Below are 19,792 nucleotides of genomic sequence, written 5' to 3' on the forward strand. Positions count from 1 at the left end.
GTGACAGTATGAAAGGTATTATATTAGCTGGAGGGTCGGGGACGCGTTTGCATCCTATCACTCGCGGTATTTCTAAACAGTTATTGCCTATCTACGATAAGCCGATGATTTACTATCCGCTTTCAGTCCTGATGTTGGCGGGAGTCCGTGAGATTTTAATTATCTCTACCCCTGACGACTTGCCGATGTTTAAGCGTTTATTAGGGGATGGTAATGAGTTTGGGATTGAGCTGAGCTATGCAGAACAGCCATCACCAGACGGCCTTGCGCAAGCGTTTATCATTGGTGAAGAGTTCATTAACGGTGATTCGTGCTGTTTAGTATTGGGCGACAATATCTTTTTCGGCCATTCATTTAGCCCAAAATTAAAATCTGTTGCTAAACGAGTAAATGGCGCAACGGTTTTTGGTTACCAAGTGATGGATCCTGAGCGTTTTGGTGTCGTGGAATTTGACGATAATTTTAAAGCACTGTCGATTGAAGAAAAGCCGGTTAAACCTAAATCGAATTGGGCGGTGACAGGGCTGTATTTCTATGACTCACAAGTAGTTGAATTTGCAAAACAAGTTAAGCCTTCTGAACGAGGTGAGTTAGAAATCACGTCAATTAACCAAATGTACTTAGAACGTGGCGAATTAAACGTTGAATTGCTCGGTCGTGGTTTTGCTTGGTTAGATACAGGTACCCACGATAGCCTCATTGAGGCAGGTACTTTTGTACAAACCGTTGAAAAGCGCCAAGGCTTCAAAGTTGCTTGTTTAGAAGAAATAGCATGGCGTAACGGCTGGCTGACAGACGAGCAAGTCGCTTTTTCAGCACAACAGCTGAAAAAAACAGGTTATGGGCAATACTTAGAGGATTTATTACGTGTCCGTCCGCGCCAGTATTGAGAGCCTGCCATGGGAGAGCGAATTTTTTCATCGCTCAACGGCAAAGTTGAATTTTACGGGGGATAATCTCGAACCCCTCCTTGCTTATCAAATAAATGAATACGATATCGTGCAAGCAAAAGTCGCCGCGTCTGAAACGCAGCTGATTGATGATTTGGCTGGTATGGGTTTTTCATTTGTTGAAGGTGAAATCGATTTCGCTCTTACTATTGGCACAGAAAATGCTTATTTAAAGGCAGGTTTAACAGCGGAAGATCACATTGTTGTCGCACAAGTGGATGATATTCCTACTTTACGGCAAGCCGCTGAGTCTGTCTTTAGCAAAAGCCGCTTTAGAGCACCTTGGTATCGTGATGGTGATAGCGGTCAGTTTTATGCGTTGTGGATAGAAAAATCAGTACTTGGTACGTTTGATCACACTTGTTTACTAGTTAAAGACGCGTCTGGTGCGATATTGGGCTTTGTGAGTTTACGGCATCTTGATGCAGAAACAGCACGGGTTGGCCTACTAGCGAAAATGCCAGAAGCGAAGGGGCAAGGTGTAGGGCGTAAGTTGATGTCTGCAGCATTTAATTGGTGTGTGGAACACCAAAAAACACAGTTAAATGTGGCCACGCAAATCAGTAATGTTGCGGCATTAAATCTTTATTCACGTAGCGGTGCAGCAATTGCCAGTACCGCTTATTGGTTATACAGGGGACAACATGATTCCATTTAATAAACCACCAGTTGTAGGTACTGAATTAGAGTATATGAGACAAGCCATGGAAAGTGGCAAACTGTGTGGTGACGGTGGCTTCACGAAACGTTGTGAAGAATGGATGGAAAAACGGTTTAATTGCCCGAAAGTGCAGTTAACGCCATCTTGTACGGCCTCATTAGAAATGGCGGCGATCCTGATTGATACTAAGCCGGGTGATGAAATCATCATGCCAAGCTTTACTTTTGTATCAACCTCTAACGCATTTGTATTACGTGGCGCTAAAATCGTGTTTGTTGATATCCGTCCGGATACCATGAATATCGATGAAACTAAAATTGAAGCCGCAATCACTGAACGTACGCGTGCTATCGTTCCAGTCCACTATGCAGGTGTTGCTTGCGAGATGGACACCATTATGGCTATTGCGAAAAAACACAATTTATTCGTGATTGAAGATGCGGCACAAGGTGTGATGTCGACGTATAAAGGCAAAGCACTGGGGACTATCGGCCACATTGGCTGTTATAGCTTCCATGAAACTAAAAACTATTCTTCAGGCGGTGAAGGTGGGGCAACGCTTATCAATGATAAAGACTTGATTAGCCGTGCTGAAGTGATCCGTGAAAAAGGAACGAACCGTAGCCAATTTTTCCGTGGTCAAGTCGATAAATACACATGGCGTGATATCGGCTCAAGCTACTTGTTGTCTGATTTGCAAGCGGCTTACTTATGGGCACAGTTAGAAGAAGCCGACAAAATTAATGAGCGCCGTTTACTACTATGGAAACGGTATGATGAAGCGTTGCAGCCATTGGTTGATGCGGGACGTTTAGTCCTAGCAACTGTGCCAGAAGGCTTAAAACATAATGCCCATATGTTCTACATCAAACTTAAAGATATCGAAGAGCGTACCGAATTCAATGATTACATGAAATCTCATGGCATTTTGACGGTATTCCACTACGTTGCATTACACACTAGCCCGGCAGGTATTGAGTTTGGCCGTTTCCATGGTGAAGATAAATATACAACATCAGAAAGTGATCGCTTAGTGCGTTTACCGATGTTCTACAACATGACTGATGACGAACAGCAGACGGTCATTGAGCGAATCAAAGCGTTCTTTGCCTAATGTCTCTTGCTAAAGCATCGGTTTGGACTGCTGGCTCTACCCTGATTAAAATCGGGGTAGGCCTGTTAATCGTTAAGTTGTTTGCAGTCTCATTTGGGCCCAGCGGTGTGGGGCTGGCGGGTAACTTCCGCCAATTGATTACTGTACTAGGGGTGTTATCTGGTGCAGGGGTTTTCAATGGTGTCACAAAATATGTTGCAGAGCACCACCAAGACCCACAAAAATTACGTGCGGTTCTGGGAACTTCATCGACGATTATTCTAGGATTTTCAGCGCTACTTGCGCTTATCTTTTTACTTTGCAGTGCGCCAATTAGCGTGGCGTTATTTGATAGTGAAAAATACAGCTCAGTTATTCAAATAGTCGCCTTAATTCAAATGGGTATCGCGTATGCGAACTATTTTCTGGCTATTTTGAAGGGCTACCGAGACGCATCAGCAAACGCATTAGCCATTATTTTGGGTAGCGTAATTGGTGTAATTGCTTATTATTTATGCTATCTAGTGGGCGGGTATGAAGGTGCACTAGCGGGGTTAGCATTAGTCCCTGCACTTGTGGTATTGCCTGCGGCTGGGATGATAATTAAACGCAAGCAGTTTGCGTTATCGTCATTGAAGCCAGCATGGGACAAAGCGATTGCGACTAATTTAGGCAAATTTACGGTCATGGCGATGCTAACGGCAGTCACACTGCCAGTCGCTTATATCATGATGCGAAACTTACTTGCCCAAACCTATAGCTGGGATGAAGTGGGGTTATGGACCGGTGTGACCACCATTTCAGATGCCTATTTGCAGTTTATTACCGCGACATTTTCAGTGTATTTATTGCCGACGTTATCGCGTTTGCAGCATAAAAATGAAATCACAGCAGAAATTGTTAAAGCATTGAAGTTTGTTTTACCTGCTGTTGCCGTTGTGAGTTTTACAGTTTGGTTACTACGTGATTTCGCGATTTGGTTGCTGTTCTCAAAAGAATTTACAGGGATGAGAGACCTGTTTGCATGGCAGCTAGTCGGTGATGTATTGAAAGTGGGGGCGTACGTATTTGGCTATTTGGTCATTGCCAAAGCCGCATTGCGTTTTTATGTCCTCACTGAAGTGAGTCAATTTTTATTATTAACGGGCTTTGCCCATTGGCTTATCCCTGAACATGGTGCAGTAGGTGCAACTCAGGCTTATATGGCCACTTATATTGTCTATTTTACCTTATGTTGTTGCGTATTTTTGATTTACCGTAGGCGAGCATGACAACCTTAATACATGTACTGGGATCGAATCTCCCACACCACAACCAGACGGTACTGACGTTTTTTAATGACGTCATTTGCCAAGAAATGGCTTCGTCATCAACGCCGCATTTTATGGTGGTAAGCGATGATGCGCAGCTTGCTGACGTTTATCCTCAGCTAAAAATAGATGTTTTTGCGAATAAACAGGCCATTGCTAATAGTGTTATACAGCGTGCCAAGGCAGACCGCCGTACTCGCTTTTTCTTTCATGGGCAATTCAACGCCCCTATTTGGTTAGCGCTATTATTTGGTCAAATCAAATCCCATCAGTTTTGGTGGCATATATGGGGAGCTGACCTCTATGAAGAATCTAGCTCTCTAAAATTTAAGTTATTCTATATTTTGCGTCGTTTAGCGCAGAAAAAAGTAGGGCATGTGTGTGCAACACGTGGGGATTTGTGCTATTTCCACCAGTCGAACCCTAAAGTGCCTGCCACTGTGTTGTATTTTCCAACACGAATGGACCCCGCATTGACAATTAGCGAGCCTAAGGCACGTGAAGGCTCTCAACTGACTATTTTGTTGGGTAACTCAGGTGACCGTTCTAATCGTCATGTAGAGGCGCTGAGTGCGATTAAACAGCAATTTGGTGATGAGGTTAAGGTTATTGTCCCAATGGGTTATCCTGCAAATAACCAAGGCTATATTGAACAAGTCGAACAGGCTGCAAATAGTGAGTTTACTTCAGGGCAAGTAGAAATTCTGAAAGAGCGCATGGAGTTTAGCGAGTACCTTAATTTGCTCAAATCCTGTGATCTTGGCTATTTTATTTTTAATCGCCAGCAAGGTGTTGGTACGGTTTGTTTGTTAATCCAATTTGGTATTCCATTTGTGATCAGTCGTCAAAATACATTTTGGCAGGATTTAACTGCTCAAAATGTCCCTGTATTTTTCTATGGTGACAACCTGACGATACCACTAGTGGATGAAGCTCAGCGCCAAATGAGCTTATTAGATAAACAGCATATCGAATTTTTTGCTCCTAACTTTACTGAAGGCTGGAAAGCCGTTCTCAGTGCCGTGGAGGAGCGAGCATGACACTGACGGAGTTAGGTGGCTTAGCACTGGTCTACCTGATATCAATTATTTTTATTGGTACTTTGTTGTACAAAGAGTTTTTACGTGCTCGGTTTAACTTTAATATTTTCTTTTCAATGCTGTATTTATTGACGTTTTACTTTGGTTTTCCATTAACTTGTGCGTTAGTGTTCCAATTTGATGTTGCGGTTGTGAAAGCGGATTACTTACTTTACGCCCAACTAGCGGCTACCAGTTTTTATGCGATTTATTATGTTGCTTATAAAACACGGCTTTCTAGGCAACCAGACGCACCAAGGCGTGCGTTGTTTAGCATGAACAAAGTGGAAACGAATCTAACCTGTCTGTTATTGATACTGATTGCAGTCGTGACAGTAGGTATCTTTTTCATGCAGAACGGTTTTTTGCTGTTTAAGCTAAAATCCTATAGTCAAATTTTCTCCAGCCAAGTTTCTGGCGTGGCATTAAAACGCTTTTTCTATTTCTTCATACCGGCAATGTTGATTGTTTATTTCTTGCGACCGACACAGAAACGTTGGATTTTCTTCCTCGTTAGTACCGTTGCATTTGGTTTCTTGACCTATGTTATCGTTGGAGGAACCAGAGCGAACATTATTATTGCTTTCGCACTATTCTTATTTATTGGGATTGTCAGGGGTTGGATTACGCTGTGGATGCTAGCTGCAGCCGGGGTCGCAAGTATTGTAGGTATGTTCTGGTTAGCCTTAAAGCGCTATGGGCTAGATGTCAGTGGTGCCGAAGCGTATTACACTTTCTTGTATTTAACACGGGACACATTCTCCCCGTGGGAAAACTTAGCATTACTGTTAAGCCACTATGATGAGATGGACTTTCAAGGCCTAGCGCCGATTATCCGTGACTTTTATGTTTTTATTCCTTCTTGGGTTTGGCCAGAACGCCCAGATACGGTATTGAATTCTGCCAACTATTTTACGTGGGAAGTACTAAACAACCATTCTGGACTGGCAATTTCCCCAACACTGATTGGTTCATTGGTGGTGATGGGTGGGGTGATTTTTATACCACTTGGAGCCATAGTTGTGGGGCTTATCATCAAATGGTTTGATTGGATCTATGGCATGAGCCTGAAAGAATCGAATCGCTATAAGGCCGCCATTATGCAGGCATTTTGTTTTGGTGCCATTTTTAACATCATTGTTTTAGCGCGTGAAGGCGTGGATTCTTTCGTCTCACGGGTGGTTTTCTTCTGCTTAATATTCGGACTGTGTCTGGTGTTAGCTAAATTACTGTATTGGTTATTTGAAAGTGCAGGGCTTATTCGCACAAAAACAGTTTCTTTTTTAAGAAGCCAACAGCGTGAAAGCCGCTAAAGGAGTATCATGGAACCGTCATCAACTCAGTCTTCATCCGTTACACAGCCATCTATTCCACAATATAGTATTCGTGGTCATAATATTTGGGGCTTTAAAAATATGGCCCATTTTTTAGACTACTTATTTGCTGGTGGGGAAACGAAAACGGGAACACTCGTTGCGATTAATGCAGAAAAAGTGATGATCGCTGAACAAGATACGGCTTTAAATACGTTACTAGGCCAAGCCGAATATTTATATGCTGACGGAATTAGTATTGTCCGTGCTATTCGTCGTAAATACCCCCAAGCTGAAGTTTCCCGCGTGGCTGGTGCTGACTTGTGGGAAGGGTTAATGGAACGGGCCGGTAAAGAAGGTACGCCAGTTTTCCTAGTGGGTGGCAAACCAGAAATTCTAGAGCAAACTGAAAGCAAGCTACGCTCGCAGTGGAATGTGAACATTGTAGGTTCGCAAAACGGCTATTTTACTGCTGAAGAGCGAAGTGCATTGTTCGAACGCATTCGTGCAAGTGGTGCAAAAATTGTCACTGTTGCGATGGGGTCCCCGAAACAAGAAATTTTTATGCGAGATTGCCGAAGTGTGTACCCAGATGCCTTATATATGGGCGTTGGGGGGACTTATGATGTGTTTACAGGGCATGTAAAACGTGCACCGAAAGTTTGGCAAAACTTAGGGTTGGAATGGTTGTATCGCTTACTATCTCAGCCTTCCCGTATTACTCGCCAGTTTAAATTATTGAAATTTTTAGGTTACTATTACGGCGGTAAGCTTTAATTTTTATAGTGATTTGATTTTTATCGTTATTATCGATGTATTTTACTGGCCGCAAGTAGGCCTAATCCCTTGCTTGCGGTCTGAATTCTCCGAATGACTGGTCTCTTTCTTCAAATATTTCTATAATCCCTCAAAAATAATCATATTCGCACCAGTTTGTGCTTAATCTTGCGGCTATGGCATTTTTTTAATCGCCTAATTGATGCTTTTCAAATAATTGCAGTGATTATTACTAACTGAGTTTCAATTAAAACTGCATTTTAAATATCTAATTTTGACAGGGGTATGTATGGGAAATCCACAGCAAGGGCTTCAACGTGGGTTAGAAGCACGGCATATCGAGCTGATTGCGCTCGGTGGGACTATTGGCGTTGGGTTATTTATGGGGTCGGCCAGTACACTAAAATGGGCTGGGCCTTCTGTCTTACTGGCTTATATCATCGCAGGAATTTTTGTTTTCTTCATTATGCGTTCAATGGGGGAAATGCTATTTCTTGAGCCTGTAACCGGTTCTTTTGCTTCGTTTGGTTATAAATACTTAAGTCCGTTTTGGGGATGTCTCACTGCGTGGGGCTACTGGTTTATGTGGGTGGCCGTTGGTATCTCAGAGATCACTGCCATTGGCGTATATGCTGAATATTGGTTCCCTGACGTGCCTCAATGGATTTTTGCCATTATTGCCGTGGTATTAGTCGCATTAGCTAACCTAGCTGCTGTTCGGCTGTATGGAGAGCTTGAGTTCTGGTTTGCCATGATCAAAGTGACCACGATTGTAGTGATGATTTTAATTGGCTTAGGGCTGATTTTTTTTGGCCTTGGTAATAATTTTGAACCGATTGGGCTAGCAAATCTCACTGAGCATGGTGGTTTCTTTGCAGGGGGTTGGAAAGGTTTCTTATTTGCGTTGTGTATCGTTGTGGCCTCTTATCAAGGGGTTGAATTAGTTGGGATCACGGCAGGTGAAGCGAAAAATCCTCAAGTTACATTAAAAAAAGCGATCAATAATATTTTATGGCGCATATTAATTTTTTATGTGGGTGCTATTTTTATTGTTGTGACACTCTTTCCGTGGACGGAAGTGGGTTCACAAGGTAGCCCATTTGTTCTTACGTTTGCGAAAGTGGGGATTGTGTCCGCAGCCGCTGTAATTAACTTTGTGGTGTTAACTGCGGCGTTATCTGGTTGCAATAGTGGCATGTATAGTGGTGGGCGAATGCTATATGCCTTAGCGCAAAATAAGCAATTACCTAAGTCATTATTGAAATTAACGAAAAATGGCGTACCAGCACGTTGCGTTGGCTTTACTATTCTCTGTTTAGTGGCGGGTTCTAGCTTGAATTACATCATACCGAATCCAGAAAAAGTCTTTGTGTATGTCTATAGTGCGAGTGTGTTACCAGGTATGGTGCCTTGGTTAGTGCTATTGACCAGCCAAATCCGTTTTCGCCAACAAAACAAAGAAAAGCTTATTGGGCATCCTTTCAAATCGATCCTTTTTCCATGGGTTAACTATGCGACCTTGTTATTTTTAGCCTGCGTATTAGTTGGGATGGCGATTAATCCAGATACCCGTTTATCTTTAATCGTTGGTGCCATCTTTTTAGGGGGCGTTTCACTGCTTTATTTCATTATTCGCCTGTTCAATAGCCGCAATACAAAAATTTAGTGGTGGTGCTTCGACGTATTTTTATTAGTCGTACAGTGAAAAAGAGGGTAAATATGCTCTCTTTCTCAGCGAAATGGATAAAAGGCAAGCAATCGATATTTTTATTTCAAAAAGGACTAGACAGCGGGAGGATAAATCCGTACTATCCTCTCCCGCAACGGCGTTAAGCGCCCGTAGCTCAGCTGGATAGAGCGCTGCCCTCCGGAGGCAGAGGTCTCAGGTTCGAATCCTGTCGGGCGCACCAAATTTAGCGCTTCGCTACGGTTGGCAAAATGACGTTGTATGTAGTAATATAGCAACGCTTTGAAAAAAGTGAAGTTATGGTGGCTATAGCTCAGTTGGTAGAGCCCTGGATTGTGATTCCAGTTGTCGTGGGTTCGAGTCCCATTAGCCACCCCATTTTTTTGTGACATTGCGAGGGTGGCGGAATTGGTAGACGCGCTAGCTTCAGGTGTTAGTGTCCTATGGACGTGGGGGTTCAAGTCCCCCCTTTCGCACCACGAAGAAATGTAATAGGTATTAATCAGTACTACAAAATTTCGGCGAGTAGCGCAGCTTGGTAGCGCAACTGGTTTGGGACCAGTGGGTCGGAGGTTCGAATCCTCTCTCGCCGACCAATTTAAAGAAACCCGTCTTAACCGACGGGTTTTTTGCTTTTTATGCTTTATAATAATCACACTTCAACCCATCGCATTGTTGTCTGCGTTAGTCTCCTAGAATCACATATTTGTGCATACTCATCAGTATATCTTCACTTGTCGCCTAGCTATAACCTGAATTATTTAAAGTCTACTTAGAGCTGCTTCTTCAATAATGACTAGCTATGGTTAATTGCTTGTTTTTATTTGTAATTTAGCAGGTTAACTAGCCTGTGTCGTAAAATAGATACAATTCATTATATTGATGTCGCCAAAAGGAGACATTTTACTTGTTGATTTATAAAGAAATATAAATAACTGTTTTATGCTGTCTCTAAACTGCGACAAAATAGCAAGATAAGATACAGGCACCACATTAGTGAATTCTTTAATGTTAGGGGGATTTCTTTCCAAGAAGGAAAATTATGTGTAAAACCGAGAGATGAGAGCTAAGCCAAAAGAGTAAACTTAAAAAAAACTCGGTTTAAAAAAGTTGGCATGCATTGTGCATTATTTTATATGTAGATGCTCATCTCACTTCTTATGACAGCGAAGCTTCATAAACCCAGAGATGACGCAAAGCCGATTATCGGTGCCTATTGTCCAACTTAGATGATCAAGAGCTCATCCTCTTACCATCAACGAACGGGCGAAACGTTGAGTGAGGCACCATCCGTCTGTAGACCTGATTGTATTTTACACCTGCCTTGTGCAGGTGTTTTTTTTGTTTATGTAAAAAGCCAAGCCTCTTAGAAAATGACTAAGAGGCTGAAAATAAGATAGGTATTAGCTTCTACCTTTACTAAACCACTTACTGAACCAGCGAGTAATATAGGTATAGCAGAGGATAATGAATGTAATAATGAAAATGTCTTTACTAAGATCTTCGGTATTAAAACCAATAATCATAATAAAAACAAAAGGTGATAATACTAACAGCAGAAGATCAAAGAATATTTGTAAACGGTTTGGGGTTGCAATAATCCAGCGCCAAATAGTTTTAATTACATTCATATCGATATCCCTAATTCATTCAAAGCAAAGATGTATATAAAGCTTTATACACTATGTGTTTATTTTATAACATAGCCAAGTGTGTTTTGCTGATCCTTAAATAACGATTATTGATTAAACATTGAATTATTGATCTGTAATGTTACCAATCATAAACCTCATATTTTCTTTTTACGATGATTTAATACGACTAACGCAATGTATTTAAATTTTTTTTGGCGTTTTGATTGGGGAAGCTAGGCTTAGTGGTAGTTAAGTTTATGAATAAAAAAACTCCACTAAAAGGTGTGGAGTTTTTAGAAAAGGATAAGCAAGAATATTAGTTTCGTTCTTGTTTCAATGAATGGTTTAATGCATCTTGGCGAATTTTTGCCGCATCACTAGATTTATGTTGCCTGTCAAACGCATCGGCTAACCATGATGCATCCTGAACATCAAAACGTTGTGCTAAAGCGGCCTTAAAGTAGGTCTCTGCTTTGTCCCATTGGGCATGCTGTAGCGATAAAACACCTAATGTACTGTTGAGTAACGGGGTGGCACCGTTTTGCTTTTGCAGATGTAAAAGGGTTTTTTCGATAATTTCAGGGCGTTCACTATTCAGTTTTGGCACTAGCAGGAGTAAGCGTTCATCATATTGCTGTTTTAAGCCATCAATAATCATTTTTTCTGCACTTGCAGTATCGCCACATTCAATCAAATGTTCTGCTAAGAAAGCTTGCAATGCGGTTTCATGACGAACTCGGCGAGGTTGTGCTTTCCACCAAGCTTTTAGCCCATCACTACCCCCTTCAGCCATATATTGGTTCATCAACCCTTTGTAAGCCTTTAATTTCAATGCATCGAGCTCATCTTCATTGTGTAACTGTACTTTAGCCATAACAGGAAGTAATTCAATCAGTGACTGATAGGCGCCCGAACGTAAATAAGCTTGTTCCGCAAGACGCAATACTTCAGGGTGTCTTGGGGCTTTGTCGAGAAGTTTATCAATACCATTGCGAGCAGCATGGACTTCTCCTTCCGCTAATTGGATACGGACACGGCTGATATCAACAGGAAGCTGGTCACTCCCTGCGGCTTCGGCGGCTCTATCCAAGTATTGGTGAGTGCGATATTCATCACCACGCTGTTGAGCAGCTTCGGCTGCCATGAGGTAGTTAATGACCGGTTGTTGAGAAAAATCAGCATGTTTGCTCATTAATTTTTCAACTTGCTCGAAATCACCTTCTGCTAATTTCAGTAGCGCTTTTTGTGTTTGAGTATGCGCTTTGTGGTATTTACGACCACTTACCCAACCTCGGGTACGTGATGTCGTGCTGATAAAACGGCGGTAGCACCAACCAAGGAATAACAGCACAAACTGGAGCAAGATAAAGCCCAAAACGAGGCTGGTTACACTGGTCGTAATGTCATAATTATCTGTACGGATAAAAACATAACCTTGGTGACCCGCTAATAATGGGCCTAAGATTATCCCTGCAATAAGTACTATAAATAGGATCAGGACTTTTATCATAATTACCCCCTATTGCCAGCAGGCTCTGCTGATTCAGAAGGGTGTGAATTGTCAGCTGACTCTGCTTTTTGCGTATCCGTGGCAGGAACAGCGGCATCTGCTGCGGCTTCTGTTGGCGCTTCAGTCGCATCCGCTGCGGCATCAACGGCACCATCGCTAACTTTTGTATTGTCGGATGACTGAGAAAGTAAGCTACGAACCCGTGTTTGCATGATTTTTTCTAGCTTTTCTTGGCTTTCCAAGGTATCAGGCATGTCAATATCAATCGGCTGATTGATTAGGTCGTCAATGGTTGATAGGAATGCTTTGGTTTCAGGCGCCTCAGTATCAAAATAGGCTCTTACCCAAGTCGATGCCTGCTCTAATGACTGTTTGTAGGTGGCTTCTTGATAACGTGGTACGGCTTGCGCTGCAATTAATAGCTGAGAGCGAATGTTTTCACGTAGGTAAATGTCTTGATTTGGTGCAAGGAGAGGGGCTTCTGAGCCATCACGAGCTCGTACTGTGACAAAGTCATTTGCAAAACTTTTCCAGCTACGCGCCAAATTTTGTTTCCAATCCGAAATATCATCGCTAACGTCAGCGTTATCTTCAGCTTTCGCATCTCCACTGTTTAAATCCGCTAAACGTAAGTTATCGACTTCATTGCTTAGCTGGTTTAAACGTAAAATAATGCCGTCATAGTCAACTTGGTTGATTGCGGCTAATTTAGCCATATCACTGTTAATTGATTTACGAATGTCGAGTAGGCTTGGGTCATTCATTTCTGCCAAGCTTGAGTCAGCGCTTTTTAGCAGAACGGCCGCGGTTACTGGGTCGCGATCATTCCACAGCTTTCTTCCCGCCATTTTGACCATAAAGTCAGCTTGTGCAAGTAGCCAACTTTTAACATCAGCGCTAGATAACGCAGTAACGTGCGCTTGCAGCTCTTGCATGCGGCGGTTGAGATTCTCTTCATATTCACGAGAATGGCTTTTTATTTCAGCATTAGCCGCAATTAATGCATCTAACCGCTGCCTGTCTGAGTTTTGTTGTTCGATTAAATCACTTAATTTTTGTTTTAATTCATTGTTTTCATTGACTAAGGTGGCATTACTTTGTTGAGTGAAATAGTACAGCCCACCGCCAATAGCGATGATAATAGCGATAGCAATTACACCGCCTATCAGACCAGAACGTTTTTGTTCCGAAGAAGGTTTAGTTTTTGGGCGCTGTTGTTCTGCACCAGCTTCTGGGGTAACCGTCTCGGTTGTTTTATCGTGTTCCGTCATAAATTAGCATCCCATATCGATTGAAATTAATGCTTCTAATAAAGCATTATTATCTGCGCTATTAGCTACACAGACCTTTTGCCATCCGCCTCTGCGGGCTTGGTCTGCAATCCGTTCACTGACGACAAGTAGGCGGCGGGAAAACCACCAAGTTTGGTATTCTTCAGTGATTAATTCTTCTAACAAGGCTAACATTTGACCACTCGTGATCACAACATCTGTAATACCGGTTTGAAACCACTGCTGATTGAACAGAGCTTTATCATAATCAACCGGGTACCTTGTATAACATTCACAATAACTGACTTGCGCACCTCGAGCCCGTAATGTTGACGCGAGAAGCTCTCGCCCGCCATTTCCACGTAATAACAGGGCGTTTTTCCCTTCGAGAAATTGAAGCTCAGGGTGTGTCAGTAGTATTTCACTGGTTTCGCCTTGTTCAGCCCAACGTATGTCTTTTCCGGTTACTTGCTGAAAATATTGCCCTGTAGAGCGGCCAATTCCGTAGTAAGATAACTTATCTGACCAGCTACGCCCCATTTGTTCAAGTGTTAAATTTGCATATTCGACTGCATTTTTAGATAAAAGAAAGACTAAATCATTCGCAGTAAGGCTATCAAGTTGAGGAATAAGGGTATTTAATTCAGCACCGGGCCCTATGCGAATTAAAGGAGAGGCGAAGGCTTCCCCCCCTTTGGTGGTGATTGCCGTGATCAGCTCTGAACATGCGAGCTCAGGGCGAGTGACAAGCACTTTCATGCAGGCGGGTTTCCTTGATAGACATCCGCCAAAATTTCCCTTGCACCGCGTTCAAGTAATTCTTCAGCCAATGATACCCCTGCTTGGTTAGCTTCACTTGGTGAAACTTGTCGTTCTCCACGAATAATCACACTACCGTCTGGCGCTCCAACCAAGGCGCGTAGCCATATTTTGTCATCTTGCCAAATAGCATAACTGCCAATGGGAACTTGGCAACCACCTTCAAGGCGCATATTCATTGCTCGTTCAGCCAGAACACAGGTCGATGTTGCGTCATTATTTAGTTTCGCGAGTAACTCACGGGTTTTACTATCATTTAAACGGCATTCGATGCCGACAGCACCTTGGCCAACGGCAGGCAAGCATTGTTCAGGGGCAAGGGCGGTTTTAATTCGAGTTTCTAACCCCAAACGTTTTAACCCTGCAACGGCCAAAATAATGGCGTCATATTCACCGTTATCTAGTTTTGATAAGCGTGTTCCGACATTGCCGCGTAAGTCACGAATGACTAAATCAGGGCGGAGCTCCCTTAATTGGCATTGACGACGCAAACTCGATGTTCCGACAATACTGCCTTCCGGTAGTGCCTCAAGATTATCATAGTGGTTTGAGACAAAGGCATCTCGAGGGTCTTCACGTTCACAAATCGTGACTAATCCTAAGCCTTCAGGAAATTCAACAGGGACATCTTTCATCGAATGAACGGCAATGTCTGCGCGCCCTTCTAATAAGGCAAGTTCTAATTCTTTGACGAATAACCCTTTCCCGCCAACTTTCGCGAGAGGTGTATCAAGGATGATGTCGCCTTTTGTCACCATAGGCACGAGTTCAACCAGCAAACCTGGGTGAAGTTGCTCTAATTTGTCTTTGACAAAGTGCGCTTGCCATAGGGCTAAAGGGCTTTTGCGCGTTGCAATACGCACGATATTTGTTGATGTCATTTTACTGTTTTCTCTGGCGAAAAATGCCGCAGATTAACCATACAATTGGCCTTAGTTTTAACATGTTAAGGATATTTTTTCCAGTTAGGCGCAAAACCACTCTCTGAATTGTTGATAACTGATTTACTTTTTCTTCCATGATGCAAGAACGCGATTCAAAATGAGATGACCTAGAATAGCTATTAAGCAATTTCTTTAGCTTATCGTGCTATCTTTCGTGTAAAACACTCTGCGGTTTGTATTAATTCGTGTTGAAGCGAGTAAGCGCAGACACTGTGCGTATTGTACTTAATATCGTTTGATTTTGCTGTTTTACTAAACAATTGGGTAAAAAGAAATTATTCCATTGAAAAACAAGGGATATTTTATAGATTAAAAAATAAAAAGCCTTTTTATACAATATGTTGAAAAGCATTTTGTATCAAAAATAAGCGTATAAAATTATGTGATCTACTTTACCCTTTTGATGCAAGGTGTTAAATTGATCACGTTTCCGACAATCCATTTGAAAATTATTTTAAATCTATCTCTATCTGTTGGGTGCTGGGAAATTCTCAGGTTTGTAATACTTTCATTCAATCAGGCGTAACCTTTGTATCTCTATATTGAAACCTTAAAACAAAGACTGGATGCGATAAACCAATTACGGTTAGAACGTGCAACAGCTTCTATGAGTGAAACCTTCTCGAAGGTTTATAGCTTGCTGCCTGTCTTGTTTCATTATCATCATCCAATGATGCCTGGTTTTATTGAAGGTAATGTCCCCCATGGTGTCTGTTTTTTCTCTCCTGATACAGAGCAAAAAAAATGGTTGGCACCTTTCGAACGTTTTTTACCCACGATTGAAACCGAAGCGAATGGCGAATTACCTATTACGGGTATTTATTCGATGGGAAGCACTTCATCTGTTGGGCAAAGTCAGTGTTCAGATATTGACGTTTGGGTTTGCCATCCTTCTTGGTTGGACCACGAAGAAAAACGTTTTTTGCAAAAGAAGTGTACCTTAATTGAGCAGTGGGCTGCGTCTTTGGGGATTGATGTCACTGTTTTTTTAATCGATGAAAATCGTTTTCGCCATCATGCTAGTGGGCATATTGGTGGGGAAAACTGTGGTTCAACGCAACATATCTTATTGTTAGATGAATTTTATCGAACAGCTGTACGTATGGCGGGTAAACGTTTGCTGTGGACTATGGTGCCGGTTGAAGAAGAGCAGCATTACGATGAATATGTTATGGGGCTATATGCACAAGGCGTGCTAACACCAAATGAATGGCTTGATTTAGGTGGTTTAAGTGAGCTTTCTGCGGCGGAATACTTCGGTGCAAGTCTATGGCAGCTATACAAAAGTGTTGATTCCCCCTATAAAGCCGTATTGAAGAGTATTTTACTGGAATCCTATTCATGGGATTACCCTAACGGTAAGTTATTAGCGATGGAGTTCAAACGTCATTTACATGCAGGCGAAATTGTGTGTTATGGCTTGGACTCATACTGTTTGATGTTAGAGCGTGTGACACGTTACCTGACTGAAATTAATGATCTAACTCGTCTTGACCTTATCCGCCGTTGTTTCTACCTAAAAGTGTGTGAAAAACTATCTGAAAAAGAGGATAACGCATGCTCAGGCTGGCGCCGTGATGTGTTGTCTCAATTGGTTGAGTCATGGGGGTGGGGAGCAGAACGTTTGTCTATTCTCGACACACGTAATCAATGGAAAATTGAGCGTGTCCGTGAGGCACACAACGAGTTACTTGATACGATGATGCAAAGTTATCGTAATCTCATTCGCTTTGCGCGTAGAAATAATTTAAGTGTTAGTGCAAGCCCACAAGATATTGGGGTACTAACCCGTAAATTATATGCGGCTTTCGAGGCGCTCCCTGGTAAGGTGACATTAGTTAATCCACAAATTTCACCTGATTTGAGCGAAGCACATCTCACCTTTATTTATGTACCCGAGGGGAGAGCTAACCGTAGTGGTTGGTATTTGTATAACCAAGCGCCAAATATTGAGGCCATTATTGGTCATCAACCTCTTGAATATAATCGCTATTTAAATAAATTAGTTGCATGGGCATATTTTAACGGCCTGTTGACTGAGAATACTCAGGTTTATATGTATAACGGGAAGTCTCAGTGTGATGAACGAAAGCTGCTTGAGTTGATGCATGATGTATCAAGTCATTTCCCTATCAGGTTACCCGCTCCAACGCCAAAAGCGCTTTATAGCCCTTGTGAAATCCGCCATCTTGCAATCATTGTTAACTTAGAAAAAGACCCAACACAGGTATATTCTGAGCAAGTCGTTCATGTTGATTTTAGAAAACTGGATATTTTCAGTTTTGGAGAATCACAACGGTGTCTGATTGGTAGTATTGATTTGTTGTATCGTAATTCGTGGAATGAGGTAAGAACGTTACATTTCAGCGGAGAACAATGCATGTTAGAAGCACTTAAGACCATTTTAGGGAAAATGCATCAAGATGCATCACCTCCTGAAGCGGTTGAAGTGTTTTGTTATAGTGAGCACTTACGCGGGCTGATTCGTACCCGTGTACAACAGCTGGTATCTGAATGTGTAGAACTGCGTTTATCAAGCAACCGAAATGACCCTGGGCGTTTTAAAGCATTACGTATTGCCGGGCAGACGTGGGGTTTATTCTTTGAGCGCCTAAATGTATCTGTGCAAAAACTTGAAAATGCCGTTGAGTTCTATGGGGCTATCTCCCATAACAAACTACATGGCTGGCCAGTTAAACTTCAGGCGAAGGGTGATAACCATTTACCTGCCGTTGTCGATGGTTATGCAAGTGAAGGGATTGTACAGTTTTTCTTTGAAAATACCGCAGATAACACGGGTTTTAATATTTACGTTTTAGATGAAGCAAATCGGGTTGAAATTTATTCCCACTGTGAAGGGTCAAAAGAAGACCTCGTCCGTGACGTGAGTAAATTCTATTCTTCTTCCCACGACCGGTTTACCTATGGTGCAAACTTTATCAATTTCAATTTACCGCAGTTTTACCAAATCATTAATCAAGATGGTAAAAACCAAGTTGTTGCATTTTCTGGTGCGACATGGCCATTTACGGCAGAAGATGATGACGTTGGGTATGAAAGGCAATCTAGCCAACCACAGCACCCACAAGCACATTATTATTGATGGTAGGCAGTTTTGCGCTGCCCACCGTATAAATTCGTAAAGCTTAGAACGAAAAGGGCTCTTGGCTTTGAAAAGCAATTGCCTCGGCTAGTTTAGTTTTGAATTCATGCCCTGAACGGTCACAAACCCAATTACCTTGTTTATAATCATAATGGTACCCACCCTGTTTAGTTGCTAACCATATTTGGTGGAATGCCTCTTGTTTGTTAATAATAATTTTACTGCCATCTTCAAAGCTAAGAGTCATCACACCACCATTGATTTCACAATCAATATCGGCATCACCCTCATAATTATCTAAATGCTCCTCGATGGTGCTCAGTAGCGTTTCTGCTAGCTGATGAAATTCGCTGTCATTCACGATTAATTTCCTGTTTGCTCACAATGGTTTAATTGAAATTATTATTGTTAATTGAAATTATAGGAGGGAACCTGCATTGGGGTCAATCTCAGCATACCCGCTAAAAATTTCAGACTAAATTTAGCCTAAAGTATATAATATCAACATGCTGGATAAACAGGCGTGATTTGCGAGGCCACTCCTGTTATTGTGTAAAATATCAGATGTCAAAAGTGAGTATTACGGGCGAAAAAGAATGAAAAAAAGTTTAATTGGGCTTAGTGCACTAGTTGTTTTATTTACCCTTTCTGGCTGTGGCTTAAAAGGCCCGTTGTATTTTCCGCCGGAAGAAACTGCAGCTCCGGCTAAGGCATCTGATGTGCAACCTACCGCACAAGACAGTACTGCCAAAGAGCCTGCTCAAACAACAAATAATCAGTAAGCCACCTCTATGGAGCGTGAAATGCAATTTTCTAAAATGCATGGCTTAGGCAATGACTTCATGGTTGTCGATGGCGTTACACAAAATGTATATTTTTCGCCTGAATTGATTTGTCGATTAGCGGATAGACACACAGGGGTTGGGTTCGATCAACTACTATTAGTTGAAGCCCCTTATGACCCTGACCTTGATTTTCATTATCGTATTTTTAATGCGGATGGCAGTGAAGTCGCTCAATGTGGTAATGGAGCCCGCTGTTTTGCTCGTTTTGTTAGGCTCAAAGGCTTAACGAATAAGCAAAAAATTAAAGTCAGCACTCAGTCGGGGCGTATGACATTAACCATAAATGAGAATGATGATGTCTGCGTTAATATGGGCGAACCTGATTTTGAACCACAGAGAGTGCCATTTCGCGCAGTTAAAGAAGAAAAGACCTATATTATTCGAGCACAAGAACGTACAGTGCTGTGTGGGGTTGTCTCAATGGGTAACCCGCATTGTGTCATTCAAGTTGAAAGTATTCATACGGCAGAAGTCGAAGTTTTAGGCCCCGCTTTAGAAAATCATGAGCGTTTTCCAGAACGTGCCAATATTGGCTTTATGGAAATTATCAGTGCTGACCATATTCGCTTGCGCGTTTATGAACGTGGAGCTGGGGAAACTCAGGCGTGTGGTAGCGGAGCATGCGCAGCTGTCGCGGTTGGGATTACTCAAGGGCTACTGGCGAAGCGGGTTAAAGTCGATTTGCCGGGGGGCTCATTAGATATTTCTTGGGAAGGTCCTGGGTCGCCTCTTTATATGACAGGTCCTGCAACGCATGTTTATGATGGAGTCATTCAACTCTAATTTTGAATAGCCG

At 42.2% G+C, this 19,792-nt stretch carries 17 protein-coding genes and 4 tRNA genes; 15 read left to right on the forward strand and 6 right to left on the reverse strand.

Going from position 1 to position 19,792, the window contains the following annotated elements; genetic code table 11:
- Positions 1–8: 8 nt before the first annotated feature.
- The 12 genes from rfbA to PSF31_RS11710 all read left to right on the forward strand — a co-directional run bounded on the left by rfbA (position 9) and on the right by PSF31_RS11710 (position 9,466).
- Positions 9–890 carry a glucose-1-phosphate thymidylyltransferase RfbA gene (gene rfbA / locus PSF31_RS11655; RefSeq protein WP_096865163.1) on the forward strand — a complete coding sequence of 294 codons (882 nt, stop codon included), beginning with the start codon at positions 9–11 and terminating at the stop codon, positions 888–890.
- Complete coding sequence (gene rffC, locus PSF31_RS11660) at positions 868–1,608, forward strand: dTDP-4-amino-4,6-dideoxy-D-galactose acyltransferase (protein ID WP_094962452.1); 741 nt, start codon at positions 868–870, stop codon at positions 1,606–1,608. The genes rfbA and rffC overlap by 23 nt, the downstream gene beginning before the upstream one ends.
- Entirely contained in the window at positions 1,595–2,725 is a 1,131-nt protein-coding gene (rffA, locus tag PSF31_RS11665) for a dTDP-4-amino-4,6-dideoxygalactose transaminase (RefSeq protein WP_004906094.1), read from the forward strand. Before rffC ends, rffA begins: the two co-directional genes overlap by 14 nt.
- On the forward strand, positions 2,725–3,975 hold the full coding sequence (gene wzxE, locus PSF31_RS11670) for a lipid III flippase WzxE (RefSeq protein ID WP_096865164.1): 1,251 nt from the start codon (positions 2,725–2,727) through the stop codon (positions 3,973–3,975). The genes rffA and wzxE overlap by 1 nt, the downstream gene beginning before the upstream one ends.
- Complete coding sequence (locus tag PSF31_RS11675) at positions 3,972–5,054, forward strand: TDP-N-acetylfucosamine:lipid II N-acetylfucosaminyltransferase (protein ID WP_094962455.1); 1,083 nt, start codon at positions 3,972–3,974, stop codon at positions 5,052–5,054. Before wzxE ends, PSF31_RS11675 begins: the two co-directional genes overlap by 4 nt.
- Positions 5,051–6,406, forward strand: coding sequence for an ECA oligosaccharide polymerase (gene wzyE / locus PSF31_RS11680; RefSeq protein ID WP_096865165.1), 1,356 nt, complete (start codon positions 5,051–5,053; stop codon positions 6,404–6,406). Before PSF31_RS11675 ends, wzyE begins: the two co-directional genes overlap by 4 nt.
- 9 nt (positions 6,407–6,415) lie before the next feature.
- Positions 6,416–7,183, forward strand: coding sequence for a lipopolysaccharide N-acetylmannosaminouronosyltransferase (gene wecG, locus PSF31_RS11685; RefSeq protein WP_096865166.1), 768 nt, complete (start codon positions 6,416–6,418; stop codon positions 7,181–7,183).
- 289 nt (positions 7,184–7,472) lie between these two features.
- Positions 7,473–8,849, forward strand: coding sequence for a bifunctional threonine/serine APC transporter ThrP (thrP, locus tag PSF31_RS11690; RefSeq protein WP_096865167.1), 1,377 nt, complete (start codon positions 7,473–7,475; stop codon positions 8,847–8,849).
- Positions 8,850–9,016: 167 nt separating this feature from the next.
- A tRNA-Arg gene (locus PSF31_RS11695) sits at positions 9,017–9,093 on the forward strand.
- A gap of 79 nt (positions 9,094–9,172) precedes the next feature.
- Positions 9,173–9,248: transfer RNA gene (locus PSF31_RS11700), tRNA-His, on the forward strand.
- Between the two features lie 15 nt (positions 9,249–9,263).
- Positions 9,264–9,349, forward strand: a tRNA-Leu gene (locus PSF31_RS11705).
- Positions 9,350–9,389: 40 nt separating this feature from the next.
- Positions 9,390–9,466 (forward strand) — tRNA-Pro (locus PSF31_RS11710).
- 807 nt (positions 9,467–10,273) lie between these two features.
- On the opposite strand, the gene PSF31_RS11715 is transcribed toward PSF31_RS11710, so the two are convergent.
- The 5 genes from PSF31_RS11715 to hemC all read right to left on the reverse strand — a co-directional run bounded on the left by PSF31_RS11715 (position 10,274) and on the right by hemC (position 14,985).
- Complete coding sequence (locus PSF31_RS11715) at positions 10,274–10,501, reverse strand: hypothetical protein (protein WP_004906084.1); 228 nt, start codon at positions 10,499–10,501, stop codon at positions 10,274–10,276.
- 319 nt (positions 10,502–10,820) lie between these two features.
- On the reverse strand, positions 10,821–12,014 hold the full coding sequence (gene hemY / locus PSF31_RS11720) for a protoheme IX biogenesis protein HemY (protein WP_004906081.1): 1,194 nt from the start codon (positions 12,012–12,014) through the stop codon (positions 10,821–10,823).
- A gap of 2 nt (positions 12,015–12,016) precedes the next feature.
- Positions 12,017–13,285, reverse strand: a complete 1,269-nt coding sequence (gene hemX / locus PSF31_RS11725) for a uroporphyrinogen-III C-methyltransferase (protein WP_004906078.1) — start codon at positions 13,283–13,285, stop codon at positions 12,017–12,019.
- 3 nt (positions 13,286–13,288) lie between these two features.
- Positions 13,289–14,044, reverse strand: coding sequence for a uroporphyrinogen-III synthase (locus PSF31_RS11730; protein WP_004906075.1), 756 nt, complete (start codon positions 14,042–14,044; stop codon positions 13,289–13,291).
- Positions 14,041–14,985, reverse strand: a complete 945-nt coding sequence (gene hemC / locus PSF31_RS11735; protein WP_096864364.1) for a hydroxymethylbilane synthase — start codon at positions 14,983–14,985, stop codon at positions 14,041–14,043. The genes PSF31_RS11730 and hemC overlap by 4 nt, the downstream gene beginning before the upstream one ends.
- 592 nt (positions 14,986–15,577) lie before the next feature.
- Between hemC and PSF31_RS11740 the strand changes: the two genes are divergently transcribed.
- Positions 15,578–18,151: a class I adenylate cyclase gene (locus tag PSF31_RS11740; RefSeq protein WP_164560865.1), complete on the forward strand. Its 2,574-nt coding sequence runs from the start codon at positions 15,578–15,580 to the stop codon at positions 18,149–18,151.
- Between the two features lie 43 nt (positions 18,152–18,194).
- Here PSF31_RS11740 and cyaY read toward each other — a convergent pair whose 3' ends face one another.
- A complete protein-coding gene (gene cyaY / locus PSF31_RS11745; protein WP_004906066.1) occupies positions 18,195–18,512 on the reverse strand; it encodes an iron donor protein CyaY in 318 nt (105 codons plus the stop codon).
- A gap of 235 nt (positions 18,513–18,747) precedes the next feature.
- On the opposite strand from cyaY, the gene lptM reads away from it, so the two are divergent.
- Positions 18,748–18,933: an LPS translocon maturation chaperone LptM gene (gene lptM / locus PSF31_RS11750; protein WP_004906065.1), complete on the forward strand. Its 186-nt coding sequence runs from the start codon at positions 18,748–18,750 to the stop codon at positions 18,931–18,933.
- Positions 18,934–18,954: 21 nt separating this feature from the next.
- Positions 18,955–19,779, forward strand: a complete 825-nt coding sequence (gene dapF, locus PSF31_RS11755) for a diaminopimelate epimerase (protein WP_094962463.1) — start codon at positions 18,955–18,957, stop codon at positions 19,777–19,779.
- Positions 19,780–19,792: the final 13 nt, after the last annotated feature.

It is taken from the genome of Providencia sp. PROV156 (assembly GCF_028480905.1).
Classification (GTDB): domain Bacteria; phylum Pseudomonadota; class Gammaproteobacteria; order Enterobacterales; family Enterobacteriaceae; genus Providencia; species Providencia hangzhouensis.